This window comes from Streptomyces sp. 4N509B (assembly GCF_052245655.1).
Taxonomy (GTDB): Bacteria; Actinomycetota; Actinomycetes; order Streptomycetales; family Streptomycetaceae; genus Streptomyces.
This window is the reverse complement of sequence record NZ_JBQQBZ010000034.1, coordinates 17,293-34,431: the sequence shown is the minus strand read 5'-3', so window position 1 is coordinate 34,431 and position 17,139 is coordinate 17,293. Positions and strand designations below refer to the sequence as shown.

The following is a 17,139-nucleotide window of genomic DNA, read 5'->3' as shown; positions in this document are numbered from 1 at the left end:
GACGGCCATCGCGGCGCGCTCAACGTCACCGACCACCCCCAGAAGCCAGCATGTGTCCCCCTCCTCAGTCGCCAAGTATCACGGCACCTCATAGCCAACTGGCAAGCTGACCCGGGGTCAAGGCACCACTCAACCCGCGTCGACCGTCGTGGTCGAGGACGACACACACCTGCCGGACGTCCTGGGTCCCGGTGAGGGAAGCGCCCTGGTCCGCATCGACGAGGACTTGGCCGAGGGCCCGCGGCGCGCCTGGCCACCGCGATGAACGCGTGGTCGGCGGGGCAAGTCAGACGAGCCGGAAGGCGTGGCGAATCACGCGCACATGCCACACGACGCGTTCTGCTTTGGAGCGCTGCGCTCGCCACCGGAACGCTTGCAGAACCGGCGTATCTGCTCTGTATCCTGCTTTTCAGTAATATCCTGTACGCCCTCAATCCTCAGTTCCGCGACGACAGTGGGGATACGTTCATGACGTCAGGTGTGGGGCTTTCCTTAGGTGCGGACGACCCGCGACAGGTGGGTCCGTACCACCTGCGGGCAGCTCTGGGGCAGGGAGACACGGGCTCGGTATACCTGGGGCGAACCCGGGGTGGCCGTGCCGTCGCCGTGAAGGTGATCTCTCCACAGCTTGCCGGGGATGAGGGCTTCCGGCGGCGCCTCACCGAGGAGTTAGCCGCGGTCGGTCGGGCCACAGGCACGGGCCTGCTGGAGACGGTGGCCGCCGACGCCGCCGCCGACCCGCCCTGGTTGGCCTCTCCGTACATACCAGGGGTATCCCTCGCCGAGGCGGTGCGGATACACGGCCCGCTGCCTCTGGGAACCGTGCGGGTCCTGGGTGCCGGGCTGGCCGAGGCGCTGATCGCACTGCACGCGGCCGGGCTGGTGCACGCCGCGCTCCAGCCGCACAAGGTGTTGCTCGCGGCGGACGGCCCACGGCTGACCGCGTTTGCCGCCGCCCGCGCGGTCGCTGCCGCTGTCCCCTCCCGTCCGGCGACCACGGCCGACGGCCGGTTCCTCGCCCCTGAGCAGGCCCGTGGGCACCACGTCGGACCGGAGTCGGACGTCTTCGCCCTGGCCGGGCTGCTGGTGTTCGCTGCCAGCGGGCGCCCGCCGTTCCGGGACGGGGCGGGTGCGGACGTGCTGCGTTCGATCGTCGAGGACCCGCCGGAGCTGGGTGGCGTGCCGGAGCACCTGCACGAGCCGCTCGCTGGCGCTCTGGAGAAGGTGCCGGAGCACCGGCCCAGCCTGGAGAACCTCCTGCGGCAGCTCGCCCCAACCGCGCAGGAGACCGCCGCCTGGCTGCCGCCACCGCTTGCCGCACCGGCCGCGGCCCCCGCCGCGCCCCGTCGGCGGGCCCTGCTGCTCGCCGTGGGCGGCGCGGGTGCATTCGCCGCTGCGGGCGGGGCGGCGGGGGTGCTGCTGACCGGCTCCGCCGACAGCACCGACGGCCAGGACGTATCCCGGCGTCCGAGCGGCGGCGAGCCGGCCCCTGCGGCCACCGGGTTGATACCCACCCACACCATCGAGCTGGGAAGCGCCGAGCATGGCACTCGGGTCGCTTACAGTCCGGACGGCGGGCAGTTGGCCATCACCCTGGAGGATCGGGTGACGCTCTGGGACGCGGACTCCCACCGCCGGCTCGCCGACCTCACCGCCGAGGACATTCTTTTCACCACTTCTCTCGCCTACGGTGCCAGCGGCCTCCTCGCACTCGGCTACACCCGCACGTTCACCCTGGAGAACTTCGCCACCGACCTCGGCGGCATCACCGCCTGGAACACCGGTGGTCGCCAGCCGCAGCGGGTCGCCCAGCTGGAGTCACCCACCGAAGACAAGGCGCTGCAGGGCATGGAGGCCGTCGCTCTCAGCCCTGACGGTCTGCTGGTGGCAGGGGCGCGCAACGCGCAGGACGCCATCGGCAAGGTACAGGTGTGGGAGGTGCGGAGCGGACGATTGGAGGCGGAGCTGTTGATCGGCGCGGGGAGAGGCAACACCACCAGTGCCGCCCGTTCCCTCGCCTTCAGCCCGGACGGCAGGCTGCTCGCGGCCGGCTGGGGCGTGGCGGTGGAGGGCGGGGTGTCGCTCTTCCGCACCGACAGCTGGGAGCCGGACGGTGAGCTGCCGCTGAACGACACGAACGCCTTCGGGGTGACCTCGCTCGCCTTCACTCCCGACGGCCGCACCCTCGCCGGGTCATTCGGCGGGCTGGCGCTGTGGGACGTGCCAGGACGGTCGCTGACGGATCGGATCGGGACGGCCAATGATGGAAGCCAGACCATCGCGGTCAGCCCGGATGGCCGCACCGTCGCCGTGGGCGGGGCCGAGGTCAGCCTCTACGACCTGGACACCCGACAGCGGAGGGTCACCGTGCTCAACGGCGCCAGCGACCTGGCATTCCGGCCCGACGGGCGGACGCTGGCCGGCTCGGTGATCACCTCGCAGATGCTCGCCGCTGTACAGCTGTGGACGGTGGAATGAACGGCCGGCAGCCCGCCGTGCACTCCCGTCGACTCGGTGCCGGGGACCCGCGTCGCATCAGCCATTACCGGCTGGTGGCACGTCTGGGCCGAGGTGGTATGGGGCAGGTGTACCTGGCCCGCTCGCGGGGCGGTCGGCCCGTCGCGGTGAAAGTGGTCGCACAGGACATAGCCGATGACCCGGAGTTCCGCCGTCGCTTCGCCGACGAGGTGAAGGCTGCCCGCAAGGTCGGCGGCTTCCACACCGCACAGGTCGTGGACGCGGGGCCGAAGGACGCACAACCCTGGCTGGTCACCGCGTACATCCCCGGCCCTTCCCTACAGGAGGCGGTGCAGGCACACGGCCCGCTGCCGTCGGGCGCACTGCGGGTGCTCGGCGCAGGGCTGGCCGAAGGGCTCGCCGCGATCCACCGGAGCAAGCTTGTCCACCGCGATCTCAAGCCCGCCAACGTGATCCTCGCCGATGACGGGCCACGGGTGATCGACTTCGGCATCTCCCGAGCGCTGGACGGATCCTCTGCCACCAACTCGGTGCTCGGCACGCCCGGCTACATGTCTCCCGAGCAGTTCCAGGGCCGGGACGCCGGGCCTGCCTCCGATGTCTTCGCACTCGGTTGCGTGTTGGTGTACGCCGCGAGCGGCCACAGCCCGTATGGCGAGGGAAACGGACTCGTCATCCAGTACCGCACCATCAACGAGAAGCCCGATCTGGCCGGGGTTCCTGAGCACCTCCTGCCCTTCCTGATGTCCTGTTTGGATCACGAACCGCGTCGGCGGCCCACCGTCGATCAGGCCCTGGCCGAGTTCGCGGATCCCTCCGGGGACTCCGCCTGGCCGCCTCCCGGGATAGAGGCCATGGTGCTTCAGCGGCGGGCTCTGGGTGCGCTGCCGCCGCCCGAGGAGCCCTCGGGCCGAGGTGGTGGTCGATCACGCATTCTCGTGTTCACGGCCATCGGGGTATTGCTCGCAGCTGCGGGCGCGTGGACCGCGACCGCTTGGCCGGACAGCGGGCGCAGCGGAGGAGCCTCCACGGACGCCACGGTCGCGGACCGCTCGATGGCCCCCTGCGATGTGCTCGACAACGCGATCGCCGAGCGCCACATGCTCACCGACACCGGCAGCCCCGGCGGCTACGACAGCGGCTCCCAGCGGGTGCGCACCTGCCGGTGGGCGACTGCCGAGTTCGGCGATCCCGACCCCGGCTACGAGGGGTACTTCACGCTCGCCTACGGCCCTGCCTCCCTGGAGATGATCCAGGAGAACCGCCATCGCTTCCCGACCGACCTGTCAGACCTTCCCGGCGCCGAGGCATACGCCAACAGCTCGGAGTTCGAGACCGCCTGCGAGGTCACCTGGCGGACTTCGTTCGGCCGGGTCTCGGTGTACGCCGACGAGCCGCCCAACGTCATCGGCGGTGTGGGGTGCGACGCCGTAGCCGACTTCGCGAGATCCGTCTTCCCGAAGGTCCCAACGTAACCTTCCGGCAGGCAGGCCTACCCCATCGTGCTGTTACGCGCCGACGGCACCTATGAGACGGCGCCCCTGTCCATTCCCTCCCGGCTTAGCTTGTCGAGTACGTTCCTGGCCCATCTGGTGCGCTCCGCCGCACACGCCTCAATATGGCGATCAACGGCAGTTTCCATGTCATCTTCGTAAGACATCGCATTTCGAGTGATCGCCGATCGCCTGATCGCATCGCTTGCCCGACGGAACGAGCTGAAGGTGGGATTTGTTCGGGAGTCGCTCATGCCGATATGAGCGAGATCCGCAAGCCGCAGCCGTAGTTCGTCGGAGTGGCGCACGACGTCCGCGTCGAACTGGTCGAGATCCAGACGGCTCTCCAACACCGCCCGATGTCCCCTGCGCAGGAGATCCAGCCATTGGTCGGCGGCAGCCCGAGCGGCGACATACCGACCGATGTCCGCGTTGATCTTGGCCTCCATCCGTGCCGCGCGCTCGCTTCGCTCCCGCCGCCGTTCAAGTTGCAGTGGGCCGAAATAAGCCACGGCGGCTCCGGCCACGGTGCCGATGAGCCCGCATATCACCCCGAATACTGTCGTATCCATGTTCACCCCGCTTCATCACGGCCCCTGGTCCTTAACGTTACCGACGTGGCGCCTCAGCAGTTCGGGTGCGTCCAGGAGATTTGAAGCTGCCTTCCCGGACGGCACCGGGCAGAAGGTGACAGGCACAACGCTGCAGCCGACCGCCTCGTCCCACCGGCCCGCTGAGCTCACGTCGTGGCAGCTTCGCGAGTGGAGGAGGGCCATCACCGCCGCCTGCGAGGTGCCGGCGACTCCCTGTGGATTGTCGGACGCGCGGCAGACATGAGAACGCCGGTACCCCGGACCTTCACGGGCTGGAGGTACCCAGGTGACAGGCTCGACCACGCCAGGGGCATGCTCACGGCCCTACGGCTGCCCCCATCCCAGCGGGCTGGACGTGCCCCGGAACCTCGATCTCGACGGCGACGGGGCCTGGCTGACGTCCGGTCGCGCGGTACTGGCGCATCTCGCCCATCAGCCGCCGCGGTGAAGCGCTTTGGGCCGTAGCCCGTCCGCCTTTGCAGTGCCGGTTTCGGCGGCTGAGGCCCCTGCGTTGTCCGGACCAACGTGTCGCAACAGCCGTCGTACGACACCGCTCGATCAGGACTGGTCATAACTGCAATACACCCAAAGCAATGTGTTCAACATTCTTCCGCATGCCCTCCGGCCGCGCTTCGCCATCTAGCGTTCGACGGAGTGCGACGCACCTACAGACGCGGCGGCAGGGGAAGGGTCTCCCCTCTCCCGTCAACAGGAGAAAGGGATCGCAGATGATCGACGATGATTTCATCATCGCGAAAGTTGGTGCTGGATTTGACTATCTCGACCGTGACGGGGACGGCGCCCTGACCGAGGCTGATCACGTGCTGATGGGCCGGGACGTTGCCGAAGGGCTCGGCTACGGGGCGGGCTCCCCGGAGGAACAGGGAGTCATCGACGCCTACCTGCGAATTTGGCGCGAGCTGCATCTCCCCATGGACACCGACGGGGATGGCAGGATCAGTCGCGACGAGTTCATCGCGTCCACGTCGTCGCTGGCCAACGACGCGAAGCGGGCGGAGGCCGTGCTCGGCGGGCTCGCCGATCGGATCACGGACATCGCCGACCGCGACAGCGACGGCGAGCTGGACCTTGAGGAGTACACCGCGTTCGTTCGCGGCCAGGCCCCCGGCCTCCCACCCGACGAGGTGCGCGACGCCTTCGGCCACCTGGACCGCGACGGCGACGGCCACGTGACCCGCGCCGAGTTGCGGGCCGCCGTCATCGAGTACTTCACCAGCCCCGACCCGGCCGCCCCCGGCAACTGGTACTTCGGCTCCCCGACGGCCCGGTTCTGACACTCACGTGACCGGGGCACGCCACGAGACGCGCCCCGGTCAACGAGGGCTCCTCCGGGGCCGCCACTCGGCGGCCTCGGAGGCGGGAGAGTCGCGAGAGTCGGCCGTCGAGAATGTTGTCGAAGACGTTGACGGTCTCCGGCTCGCACGAACCCTCACAGGTGGTTCGTTGGCTTTCGCTGCAGCAGGCGGTGCGAGGACCCTCCTTCGATTAAGGGGAGTGTTGGTTGTACCTCCTGTGTGATGATCGAGATGTGGTCGAGTACGCGTGGCCGGTGGGGGATTGGTTCTCTCGCCTGGGGCACGGATGGGCCGCGGCGGTTCGGGCGCTGCCGGTAGGCGCGGTCGTCTCGGGTGTGGTGGTCGGTCGACAGCCGTTCGGTGTCTTCGTCAGGTTCGACGACGTACCGGACGCGGTGGGCTTGGCGGAGATCACGGCGATGCCGCGAAGCATGAAGCTGCCCCCCATGGGCGCGTCGGTCACGGCGACTGTGATCTGGCATGCGGAACACAACCATCAGGTCAGGCTCCGTCTGACCGAGTGGCATGACTGAACGACGATTCGCCTTCGCGTGCAGTGCTCACGCCGTGCCCTCGTGTGCCCGCTGCGCGGTGACACAGCGGGGAGCCACGGTCATCGATGGTGAAGCGGGCATGACGACGGCCCCTGATCGTTGTGCTGTTCAGGGGCCGTTCGCTCTGGTGCTCGGCGGAGGCGGTGGGATTCGAACCCACGGTGAGGGGTTACCTCACGACGGTTTTCAAGACCGTTCCCTTCGGCCGCTCGGGCACACCTCCAGGGGCGCGCCGGTGGAGTCGTTGGCGCACGGAAGCAGCCTAGCGGGAGCGGCGCCGCCGTCCCTCCCCCTCCGGTGGACGGCGGCGCCTGGTGGAACCCCCGGGCGGCGGGGTGGGCTACGCGTCGTCGCCCACGCGCTCGCCGAGGACGACCTCGGTGGTCTCCTCCTGGCCGTCGCGCTCGAAGGTCACCTCGATGCGGTCGCCCGGCTCGTGCGACCAGATCTCGCTGATCAGCGTGGGGCCGCTGTCGATCAGGCGGTCCCCGAAGCGGGTGATCACGTCGCCCGGCTGGAGGCCGGCCTGGTCGGCCGGGCCGCCGGGGGTGACCGGCTCGCCGGCCTCGGAGCCCTCCTCGACGATCTGGGCGCCCGACACCATGGGGTCGGTGTTCACCACGGCGCCGATGATCGGGTACACCGGCTCGCCGTCGGCGATCAGGTCCTGGGCGACGCGGACCGCCTGGTTGATCGGGATGGCGAAGCCGAGCCCTATGCTGCCGGACTGGCCGGAGCTCTCCGGGGCGGGCTGGATCGCGGAGTTGATCCCGATCACGTCGCCGTCGCCGTCGAGCAGGGGGCCGCCGGAGTTGCCCGGGTTGATCGAGGCGTCGGTCTGGAGGGCGTTCATGTACGAGGTGGCGCTCATGCCGTCGCCGGAGGAGACGGGCCGGTCGATCGCGCTGATGATGCCGGTGGTGACCGTGCCGTCGAGGCCGAACGGGGAGCCGATCGCGATCGCCGCGTCCCCGACGACGACCTCCTCGGAGTCGCCGAGGCCGAGTGGGTCGAGGTCGCGGCCGGCGACGTCGGTGAGCCGGATCACCGCCACGTCGTATCCCTCGGCGCGGCCGACGACCTCCGCCTCGTAGCTCTCGCCGTCGGAGAAGGTGGCGGTCAGGGCGGCGCCGCTGTCGGCGTTGGCGACGACGTGGTTGTTCGTCAGGATGTGGCCTTCTTCGTCGAAGACGAAGCCGGTGCCGGTGCTGGCCTCGAAGCCCTCGCCCGCTGCGATCGTGACGACGCTGGGCATCGCCTCCTCGGCGATCCCCGCCACCGACTCGGGGGGACGGGCCTGGGCGTCGCCGTCGGACTCCTCCCCGGCGACCGTCGTGGAGCCGGAGGAGCCGTCGCCCTCGTCCGCCACGAGGTAACCGACGCCGCCGCCGATGCTGCCGGCGACGAGCGTGGCGGCGATCACGCCGGCCAGCAGGCCGCCACGGCGGGCGCGCGGCTGCGCCGGGGGCGCGGGCATGGCGCCCCACGGGGCCGCGGGGGGAGGCGGCGGGCCTCCCATCGGGGAGGCGGCCGGCGTGCTCCCCGGCTGGGGTGGCACGGGCGGAGGAACGACGGCCGGGGGAGCGGGGGAGGCGTGGGGTGGGGCCGGCGGGGTGGGTGAGATGGGTGAGGGGGATGAGGCAACGGTCGGCGGCTGGGGCGACGACGCACCAGGCGAGGCGGCGGGCCCCTCCCCGGCCCGCGTGGGCCGCTCGGCCTCCGGCCGCGGCGCGTCCTCGCCGACGGCCGGCCTGGCCGGCTGCTCGGGCCGGCTGCCACCCTCGTACTCGGTACTCACGGCTCTTTCTCCTCGGATGCTTCGGACTGGGTCCCTGTGTCTCGGCTGTGCGTGGGGCTGGCTGTGCGTGGGGCTCGATCTCCACGTTCTCGTGATCGCTGTGATCCTGCGCTCCGGGTGACCCACGTGACCCACGTGATCCGCGTGGATCACGTGACGTCGGAGAACTCCGGGGTCTCCGAGAGCCTCGGATCAGACAGCTGCGCGAACGAACGTGTGAGCAGTCTTTCCCATGGTCTGTCAGGCGGGCGTAAAACCCGGCCGCCTCTCCCGTCCCCGCGTCACCGGGATGGCACCATGACGCGATGAGCCACGCGACGCGCCACGCGACACCGCGCGGAATCCCCCACCGTATCCCGGTCATCGCCCATCGCGGCGCCTCGGAGGACGCGCCCGAGCACAGCCTGGCCGCCTACCGCAGGGCCATCGCCGACGGCGCGGACGCCCTGGAGTGTGACGTGCGGCTCACCGCCGACGGCCACCTGGTCTGCGTGCACGACCGTCGTGTGGACCGTACCTCCAACGGCCGGGGGGCCGTCGCCTCGCTGGAACTGGCCGAGCTGGCGGAGCTCGACTTCGGCTCCTGGAAGACGCCCTCGGGCCGCCCCGAGACGCCCGACAGCACGGCGGACGAGCCGGCCGGCCGCGGCCCGGACCGGCACGACGCCGGGACCGACGAGCCGGTGACCGTTCTCACCCTGGAACGGCTGCTGCGCCTGGTCGCCGAGGCCGACCGCCCGGTCGGTCTGGCCATCGAGACCAAGCACCCCACCCGCTGGGCCGGCCGCGTGGAGGAGCGGCTGCTGGAGCTGCTGGCCGCGCACCCGCTTCCCGGCCGGGTGCGGATCATGAGCTTCTCGGCCCGTTCCCTGCTCCGCGTCAGGCGGGCCGCCCCACACCTGGAGACGGTGTACCTGATGCAGTTCCTCCTGCCGCGGCACCGCTCGGGGCGGCTGCCGGCCGCCGCGGAGATCGCCGGCCCGAGCATCCGCATCCTGCGCCGTGATCCCGACTACGTCGCCCGCGCCCACCGCGCCGGTCACGAGGTGCACGTGTGGACCGTGGACGAGCCGGCCGACGTCGAGTTCTGCGCGAGCCTCGGCGTGGACGCCGTGATCACCAACCGGCCCCGGACCGTGCGGGAACAGCTCGCCCGTCTCCACGCGGAGTGACGACGCCGCCCCGCTCGTTGCTCACGCGCAGTGACAACGCGGGGGGCCGGGGGCGTGACGAGGGAGTGGGGACCGGGGCGGCGGAGGGGCTGCGTGCGGTGATCCGCACGGGTTCGATCAACAGGGAGTGACCACGGCGCCCCATCCTCGCCGCGGCCGCCTCGACACCCCTTCGACACGGGCTCGACACCCCGTCGACACCGCGTGGACACCGGCTCCGACGCGGATGCGCGCCATCCCCACGTACCTGCTTTCTGGATGATTCGGCCATCGGCATATGCCTGGGAAGGAATATGCCTGAATCTCACAGGCCGTACCGTCACGCGTTCGACGCGTATCGGAACATTACGACTCCGTCAACAGATCCGGCACCACCGGTTTCCGCCCCAGGTGGTGAGGGCATCGAACCCATGGCGTGGGGCAAAGGAGGTCTCGGGGGTGGCGTTGGTGGTTACACAACAAGTACCGACGTCGTCGTCCATGTCGGTGCCCCACGGCCCGTCCGGGGTAGGCACCGCTCGACGGCGACTGCGCGCGGAGCTGCGCGGCTGCGGCACGTCGGAGGCGCTCATCGACGACGCGGCTCTCGTCCTGTCCGAGCTGCTGAGCAACGCGTACCGTCACGCCCGCCCCCTCGGCGGCGGCCACCTGGTCAACGCGTCCTGGAGTCGGGGTGCCGACGGCGCGGTCACCATCGCGGTCACGGACGGTGGCGGCCCGACGTTGCCGCGGCCCGCGTCCCCCTCCGTCACAGCCCGTGGCGGCCGGGGCCTGACGATCATCACCACCCTCGCCCGCGACTGGGGCGTGCGCGCCTCCGAGCCGTCCGGCGAGGTCACCGTCTGGGCGGTGCTGCCGACCGACGAGCGGCCCTGAGCCACCCGACACGCGTTGCTCGCCCCTCGCCCGGACGGGTCGCGCCACCGCCCGCACCGCCGCGTGAGCCCCCCCTCCGGCCGTGGTCCTCGCACTCCACGGACTGGTCTTCCCTCCACGCCGCGGGCCCGCACCCGCCGCGCCCTCACACCTCGCCCCCGCACGGCCGCCGGGACGGCTCACGCGGTGGTGCCGAGGCCGTGCGGGAGTTGATGCGGGAGTTGGTCTGACGCGGCGGCCCGGCGAGAGCTACGCTCGCGGGACGCGCGTCCGTGTTCTCGCCGCCCACACCTCGTCGCGAGACCCGCGAAAGACCGGCCAGACCGGCCGTAGCAGCGAAAACGGCGAGAACAGCGAGAACGGCGAGACCAACAGGGCCACAGCCCACCCCAGCCCACCCGCAGCGACAAGCACCAGCAGCAGGAGATCCACCGCATGGCCACAAAGCGCCGCCCCCGCACCCAGTCCAGCGCCCCGGCCGCCCCACGGCCCGCCGCCGACGGTGAGATCCCCGTCGTCGGCGCGCGCGAGCCCTGCCCCTGCGGCTCGGGCCGCCGGTACAAGGCATGTCACGGCCGGGCGGCCGCGCAGGCCGCGACGGAGTTGGTGCGCCGGCCCTTCGAAGGGCTGCCCGGCGAGTGCGACTGGGTCGCGCTGCGCGAGCTCGTTCCCGCCGCCACCGCGCCGCTCACCCTCCGCGACGGCCTGCCGGAGGACGTGCCCTCCCTGACGCTGGCCACGGTGCTGCCCATGGCCTGGCCCGCGCTGCGCCGTGACGACGGCACGGTCCTGCTCGGGCTGCAGAACGACACCCCCACCGGGGACCTCAGCCGCGACCTGGCCGCCGTGCTGACCGACTCCCTGACCGCCACGCCCGGCAGCCCGGTCGCCGCCGGCCGCACCAGCTCCGACGGGCCCCGGCTCCAGGACGTCCTCGACCCCGAGGCGCCCTTCGTTCCCACCGTCCACGAGGGCTTCGAGTTCTGGCTGGACGACGCCGAGAAGGCGACGGGAGAGGTGGCGGCCTCCCTCGAACGGGCGAACGCGGCGGCCGTGCCGACCAGCCGCCTGACCGGCGTCGAGGCCGCGTACTGGTGCCAGACGCCCACCAAGAACCACCTGCGCTGGGTCATGCCGCACCCCGAGGAGGCGTTGCTCGACGCCCTGGCGCGGCTGCACGCGGCCGGCGCCGCGACGCTGGGCGACGAGACGCGGCTGGCCGGATCGTTCCGCGCCCACGGCCTGATCGTTCCCGTCTGGGACCTGCCCGGTGCCATGGGCGCCGAGGAGTGCGAGAAGCCGGCGGCGGCGTTCGCCGAGCGGCTGGCGGAGGCGCTCGGCGCCGCCACGCCCCTCACGTCGGAGGAACGGCGCGCGCGGAGCGGACTCACCAACCGTCAGATCACCCTGAGCTGAGTCCTCCGTCCCGCGTTCGGGCCCGGTTCCGCGTTCTGCGGCCCGGGCCCGAACGCGGGAGTCACGACGCGTGATTCCGGTCACAAGTCACCCCGTGGAAGGCCCCGTTTGGCCGTGGCCGGGCGGGGTGGGATTTGCGAATCCCTGAGGACTTGTTACCGTCGGAGATGAGCCCGGTCGCTGGTGCATCCCCCGTCGCCAGCGATCGGGTTCTTTGCTGTGCTCCTTCGGGTGGGCCGCCGGCCGCACGCGGTCACGCGCTCGCGCGCGCCACAGACGTGCGGCCGACGTACGGCCAGGCCGGTCACGGCTCTCGCGTCACGGCCACCGCGTCACAGCTGTCGTTCGCTGTACGCGCTGAGGTTGGCGGCGCCCTCGATCACCACGTCCAGCAGCCACTCGGCCCGGGGCAGCATCACCCGCCCCTGCCGCAGCTCGGGCTGGCGCGCCCACCGCACGCGGCCCGCGCCCGTGCGGGAGGACGGCATCGGCAGGTAGCCACCCGGGCCGTGGAAGCGCAGCGCCGTCGGCACCCGCTCCTCCCGCGCGATGAGTGCCTCGCCCAGCTCGGGCAGCTCGTAGGGCCGCACCAGCAGCGCCCAGCGCGACGGCCCGGCCACCACGGGCCCGGTCCGCACCCCCCGCCGGTCCAGCTCCTCCACGGCCCACACGGCCGCCGCGACGGGCAGGCTCACCGCGCACGGCGCCGCGCCGCCCGTGGCCAGCAGCACCGGTGCCTCCGGCCGCCGCTCCCACCACCAGCCCACCATGCGCACGTCGCGCGTGGCGGCCAGCAGCCGTGGGTCGTGGGGGTGCGCGCCGGGCACCGGGCAGGAGCGGCCGGCGGGGCAACGGCAGCCGGTGTCCCGGTCGGGCTCGGCGCCGGGGACGACCGGCCATCCCCACTGGCCGGCGCACCGCAGCGCCGTCTCGCGCCGCTCGCGGGCCTCCCTGTGCTCCCGCGACTCGCGGGGCTGCTCCTGGCTGTCCCCGGGCCCCCCGGACTCCCGGGACCTCCGGGAGTCCCGTGCCCCCTGGCCGTCCCGCGACTCCCGCGGGTCGCCGCCCGTCCCGCGCGCGTCCCCGGTCGTGTGGGTCGCGTGCCGCTCCCGGGGTCCGTCGCCGTCGCGTCCCCGCTCCCGGCCCTGCTTCCGGCTGTGCTCCCGTTCCCTCTCCGGGCCGCGGCCCCGGGCCGCCACCCCGTCGTGTGCCGCCTCTCCGTGCGCGTCACCCGCGCCGGACCGCCCGTGCTCCCCGTTTCCGAGCTTTCCCAGGATCTCGCGCATCGGCGCTCGTTCCTTTCCCTCGCGTCCGCGGTCCGGCTCACCCTGCCGACCCGTTCACACCACGTGGAACCTAGATCACTGTTCGCGGTGGCTCGCACACCGCTGCGCCAGAGCGGCGCCGGGGCCGGTCGTGGACCGGCGTGGCCGAAGGTCGCCTGGCCGGCCCGCCCGTTCGGTAGGACGCCGAAACGCGGCGAGCCGTTCCGCTCTGTACCTACCGAGTCCGTTGCCACCGGTTTGTACCGACCGGTGCGTGCCCCACGGTCTTGTACCCCCGATCGTGCGGAGCACCCCAGGGACCCTGCGGCGAAACGGACCCGCTCAGGCCAGGCCTGATTCTCCAGCCGCCCGGCGCGAGCCACCGAGCCAGCGTCTCAGTCGATCGCGCGTCGGACGGCCCACTGGCCCTTTTCGGCCAAGATTTCCCCAACGTCGCCCGCCCCGGCCTGTCGCTCCCCCGAGACCCGCGTCGCGTGGGCATCATCCAGACCACACGGGACATCACAGGCACGACATGGGGTGCGCGATGCTGATGTGGGACAGGTACCACGGCCGGGGCCCGCAGGCATGACCACCCCGCCAACGCCGAAAGTGGCCGGAATCAGCCCGGCGCTCCTGGGCGCGACCCAGAATCCTTCGCCCTCGCACAGGACGCCTCACGACCCAACGCGGCACGGCACGGCGCGTCCGGTGTCGGTCCCGGGCGGCATCCACGAACGCGTCGCCGCCTTCACCTCCGAGCTCAGCACCCTGCACGACCTCACGGACCGCCTCAGCCGCACCAACAGCCTCACGGACGCGCTCCACGAGACGCTCCGCGCCGGCGCCACGCTCCTGGGCGCCCAGCGTGGCCTGCTCAACCTGCGCCCCTCCGACGGGCTCGGCCCTCACCGCGTCGTCGGCCTCGGCCTCAGCCACGCCGAACTCGGCCACCTCGACACCGTGCCGCCCCACGACGCGCCCCACACCCGCCTGCTGCGCGACGACGCCGCCGGCCGGGAGCTCGTCCACCCCGACATCGCGCGCGACGAGGCGCTTCACCCCCGTCACCGCGAGGTCGCCGCCCACCTCGGCTGCGGCGCCAGCTACGCCGTCCCGCTGACGAACCCCCCGACGGCGGGCCAGGGGCAGGAGGTCGGGGAGAGCGCCGGGCCGCTCGGCGTCGCCGTCTGGCTCTACGACCATCCCGGGGCCCCTGAGCCCCGCTCCCGCCACCTCCTCGCCCGCTACCTCCGGCAGGCCACCGCGCATCTCAGCCAGCGCGTCGAGCTCGACCGCGCGCGCTCCGCCGCCCGCGCGCTCCGCGACGGCCTGCTGCCGCGCCACCTTCCGCAGGTGCCCGGCGTCACCCTCGCCGTCCACCACGCCCCAGCCCGCCCGCGTGCCGGCGCCGCCGCCGTGACGGACGCCGTGACGGACGGCGGCACGGGCGGTTTCGCCGACACGGGCACCGCGAGTTGCACCTTCTACGACGCGCTCCCCCTGCCCGAGGGCGCCCTCGGGCTCGCCATCGGCACCACCACCGGCAGCGGCCCCACCGCCGGGCCCGCCACCCTCGCCGCCGCGGGCGGGCTCCGCGCCGGCCTGCGCGCGTACGCCGTGATGGAGGGCGAGGACCCGGTCGCGGTCCTGTCCGACCTGGAGCTGCTGCTGCGCATGACCGAGCCGCACCACGTGGCGACCGCGCTGTTCGCCTACGCGGAACCGCCACCCAGCCACGGCCCCGCCGCCACCCGCCGCGTCGTCGTCGCCTCGGCGGGTCAGCCGCCGCCCCTGGTCGTCGGCCCGACGCGGGTGGTCTTCGCCGACACCGCGCTCTCCGCGCCGCTCGGCATGCTGCCCTGTTGGGAGGCGCCGAGCGTTCGCCTCGACATCGCTCACGGAGAAACGGTCCTGCTCTACAACCTGGGCCTGCTCCGGGCCACCCGTGCCCCGCTCGACCAGGCGTACACCCGCCTGGAGGAGGCCGCCCGCGCCGCCCCTCCCCGCGTCCGGGCCGACCCCGCCGCCCTGACCCGCCACCTCGCCCGCGCCCTCCTGCCGGACGACCGACACGTCCCCGGCCTCCCCGAACCGACCGACGCCGCCCACGGCCACCCCGCCGGGCGCCGCGCCACGCACCGCGGCGTCGGGCTCGTCGAGGACGCCGTCCTCCTCGCCGCCCGCTTCCAGGGCCCGGCGTCCCCCTGACGAGAGCGTCCCCTGACGGCGGCGAGGGACCGACGGCGGCGAGGGGCCGGACACGGTGACGGACCCGGAACGCCTCGGGAAACGGTGCCCGGTGCGACCCTGTCCGAGCCGAATCGATCACACTTACGATGGAAGTCGGCCGACGCCAGCACGCGAGGAGGCACCCCGTGGCCACGGAGCAGACGGAGCAGACGGAGCAGACGGACCCGGAGCAGGCCGACAAGCCGAGCGAGTCCGAGGAGCGGAAGAACGGCGTCACCCCCCAGGTGTCCGACGAGCTCGCCGCCAACATGAAGCAGGGCTGGGCCGACACCGAGCGCCGCGACCTCGCGCCCGTCGCCCAGGCCGAGCACACCGCCCGTCGCCGCGCCGCGCTCTCCGCCCGCTTCCCCGGCGAGCGCCTCGTCATCCCCGCCGGCCGGCTGAAGACCCGTTCCAACGACACGGACTACCCCTTCCGTGCCGCCGTCGAGTACGCGTACCTCACGGGCAACCAGACCGAGGACGGCGTCCTCGTCCTGGAGCCCCGCCCCGCCGGGGCCGAGGGCGGGGGCCACGACGCCACGCTGTACCTGCTGCCCCGCTCCAACCGTGAGAACGGCGAGTTCTGGCTCAGCGGTCAGGGCGAGCTGTGGGTCGGCCGCCGCGACAGCCTCGCCGAGGCCGAGCAGCTCTACGGCATCCCCTGCGCCGACGTCCGCGAGCTGCCGGACATCCTGCGGAAGGCCACGGGCCCCGTCCGCGTCGTCCGCTCCCACGACGCCACGATCGAGGCGGCCCTGAACGACAAGGTCACCGCCGAGCGCGACGAGGAGTTCCGCACCGTCCTCTCCGAGATGCGTCTGGTCAAGGACGAGTTCGAGATCGCCGAGCTCACCCGCGCCTGCGAGTCGACCGTCCGCGGCTTCGAGGACGTCGTCCGCGTCCTGGACAGGGCGCAGGCCACCTCCGAGCGGTACATCGAGGGCACCTTCTTCCTCCGCGCCCGCGTCGAGGGCAACGACGTCGGGTACGGCACCATCGCCGCCGCGGGCCCCCACGCCACCACCCTCCACTGGGTGCGCAACGACGGGCCCGTCCGCCCCGGGGACCTGCTGCTCCTGGACGCCGGCGTCGAGACCACCGAGCTGTACACCGCCGACGTCACCCGCACCCTGCCCGTCTCCGGCCGCTTCACCGACCTCCAGCGCCGCGTCTACGACGCCGTGTACGAGGCCCAGGAGGCCGGCCTCGCCGCCGTGAAGCCGGGCGCGAAGTACCGCGACTTCCACGAGGCGGCGCAGCGCGTCCTCACCGAGCACCTCGTCGCCTGGGGTCTGGTCGAGGGGCCCGTGGAGCGGGTCCTGGAGCTGGGCCTCCAGCGCCGCTGGACCCTCCACGGCACCGGCCACATGCTCGGCATGGACGTCCACGACTGCGCCGCCGCCCGCCGCGAGGCGTACGTCGAGGGCACGCTGGAGCCCGGCATGTGCCTGACGGTCGAGCCCGGCCTCTACTTCCAGCCCGACGACACCACCGTCCCCGAGGAGTACCGGGGCATCGGCGTGCGGATCGAGGACGACGTCCTCGTCACCGCCGACGGCAACGTCAACCTCTCGGCCGCCCTGCCACGCCGCTCCGAGGACGTCGAGGCCTGGATGGCGGAGCTCCTGGCAGGATGAACGCGTGACGTCCCGCGTCACACGACGCGTGAACGCGCCGGCGTGGTCCCCTCGGGGGGTCGCGCCGGCGGTTCGCGTGACGCGCCGGTGACCTGGAGCGATCCCCGGCGCGGGCAGGTGTCACCCGGGCATTTCCGGGTACAGCCTCGGAACACGGACGCCCCCTCGGGCGTTCGAGAGGGACGAGGCCCCCTGCGGCCAGAAAGGAGAATCCTGTGTCCGCCCAACCGTCGGACTCTCCCGGGCATAGTCCCGGACCACCTCGCCAGCTTCTGGCAGCCCGCGGCACGCGGCGAGGTGGTGTTC

11 protein-coding genes, 1 tRNA gene and 1 pseudogene are annotated in these 17,139 nt (G+C 72.4%); 9 read left to right on the top strand and 4 right to left on the bottom strand.

All coding sequences use genetic code 11. From position 1 onward, the window contains the following. Positions 1–261: 261 nt before the first annotated feature. Together ACTWP5_RS25400 and ACTWP5_RS25395 are read left to right on the top strand one after the other, a co-directional pair. Positions 262–2,478 (top strand): protein kinase domain-containing protein, encoded by a 2,217-nt coding sequence (locus ACTWP5_RS25400; protein ID WP_443223437.1) that lies wholly within the window; start codon positions 262–264, stop codon positions 2,476–2,478. Beyond that, positions 2,475–3,953, top strand: coding sequence for a serine/threonine-protein kinase (locus tag ACTWP5_RS25395; protein ID WP_443223436.1), 1,479 nt, complete (start codon positions 2,475–2,477; stop codon positions 3,951–3,953). The genes ACTWP5_RS25400 and ACTWP5_RS25395 overlap by 4 nt, the downstream gene beginning before the upstream one ends. A gap of 50 nt (positions 3,954–4,003) precedes the next feature. Here the strand turns inward: ACTWP5_RS25395 and ACTWP5_RS25390 are convergent, their stop codons facing one another. Next, complete coding sequence (locus ACTWP5_RS25390; RefSeq protein WP_443223435.1) at positions 4,004–4,549, bottom strand: hypothetical protein; 546 nt, start codon at positions 4,547–4,549, stop codon at positions 4,004–4,006. Positions 4,550–5,292: 743 nt separating this feature from the next. Between ACTWP5_RS25390 and ACTWP5_RS25385 the strand changes: the two genes are divergently transcribed. Further along, a complete protein-coding gene (locus tag ACTWP5_RS25385) occupies positions 5,293–5,859 on the top strand; it encodes an EF-hand domain-containing protein (RefSeq protein WP_443223434.1) in 567 nt (188 codons plus the stop codon). Positions 5,860–6,113: 254 nt separating this feature from the next. Continuing rightward, positions 6,114–6,413, top strand: coding sequence for a hypothetical protein (locus tag ACTWP5_RS25380; protein ID WP_443223433.1), 300 nt, complete (start codon positions 6,114–6,116; stop codon positions 6,411–6,413). Positions 6,414–6,569: 156 nt separating this feature from the next. Here ACTWP5_RS25380 and ACTWP5_RS25375 read toward each other — a convergent pair. Both ACTWP5_RS25375 and ACTWP5_RS25370 read right to left on the bottom strand, forming a co-directional pair. Next, positions 6,570–6,657, bottom strand: a tRNA-Ser gene (locus ACTWP5_RS25375). 117 nt (positions 6,658–6,774) lie between these two features. After that, the gene (locus ACTWP5_RS25370) at positions 6,775–8,232 is read right to left on the bottom strand and encodes a S1C family serine protease (RefSeq protein ID WP_443223432.1); all 1,458 of its coding nucleotides are present in this window, start codon (positions 8,230–8,232) and stop codon (positions 6,775–6,777) included. A gap of 305 nt (positions 8,233–8,537) precedes the next feature. Here ACTWP5_RS25370 and ACTWP5_RS25365 point away from each other — a divergent pair, with 305 nt between their 5' ends. The 3 genes and pseudogenes from ACTWP5_RS25365 to ACTWP5_RS25355 all read left to right on the top strand — a co-directional run bounded on the left by ACTWP5_RS25365 (position 8,538) and on the right by ACTWP5_RS25355 (position 11,696). Next, a complete protein-coding gene (locus ACTWP5_RS25365) occupies positions 8,538–9,404 on the top strand; it encodes a glycerophosphodiester phosphodiesterase (protein WP_443223431.1) in 867 nt (288 codons plus the stop codon). 363 nt (positions 9,405–9,767) lie between these two features. Continuing rightward, positions 9,768–10,268, top strand: a pseudogene (locus ACTWP5_RS25360) (ATP-binding protein); the annotation flags it as partial. Positions 10,269–10,715: 447 nt separating this feature from the next. Further along, entirely contained in the window at positions 10,716–11,696 is a 981-nt protein-coding gene (locus ACTWP5_RS25355; RefSeq protein WP_443223430.1) for a DUF5926 family protein, read from the top strand. Between the two features lie 332 nt (positions 11,697–12,028). Here ACTWP5_RS25355 and ACTWP5_RS25350 read toward each other — a convergent pair whose 3' ends face one another. Next, positions 12,029–12,982, bottom strand: coding sequence for a bifunctional DNA primase/polymerase (locus ACTWP5_RS25350; RefSeq protein ID WP_443223429.1), 954 nt, complete (start codon positions 12,980–12,982; stop codon positions 12,029–12,031). A gap of 690 nt (positions 12,983–13,672) precedes the next feature. On the opposite strand from ACTWP5_RS25350, the gene ACTWP5_RS25345 reads away from it, so the two are divergent. Together ACTWP5_RS25345 and ACTWP5_RS25340 are read left to right on the top strand one after the other, a co-directional pair. Beyond that, positions 13,673–15,172: a SpoIIE family protein phosphatase gene (locus tag ACTWP5_RS25345; protein ID WP_443223428.1), complete on the top strand. Its 1,500-nt coding sequence runs from the start codon at positions 13,673–13,675 to the stop codon at positions 15,170–15,172. 167 nt (positions 15,173–15,339) lie between these two features. Further along, positions 15,340–16,833, top strand: coding sequence for an aminopeptidase P family protein (locus ACTWP5_RS25340; protein ID WP_443223427.1), 1,494 nt, complete (start codon positions 15,340–15,342; stop codon positions 16,831–16,833). The last annotated feature ends 306 nt before the right edge of the window (positions 16,834–17,139 follow it).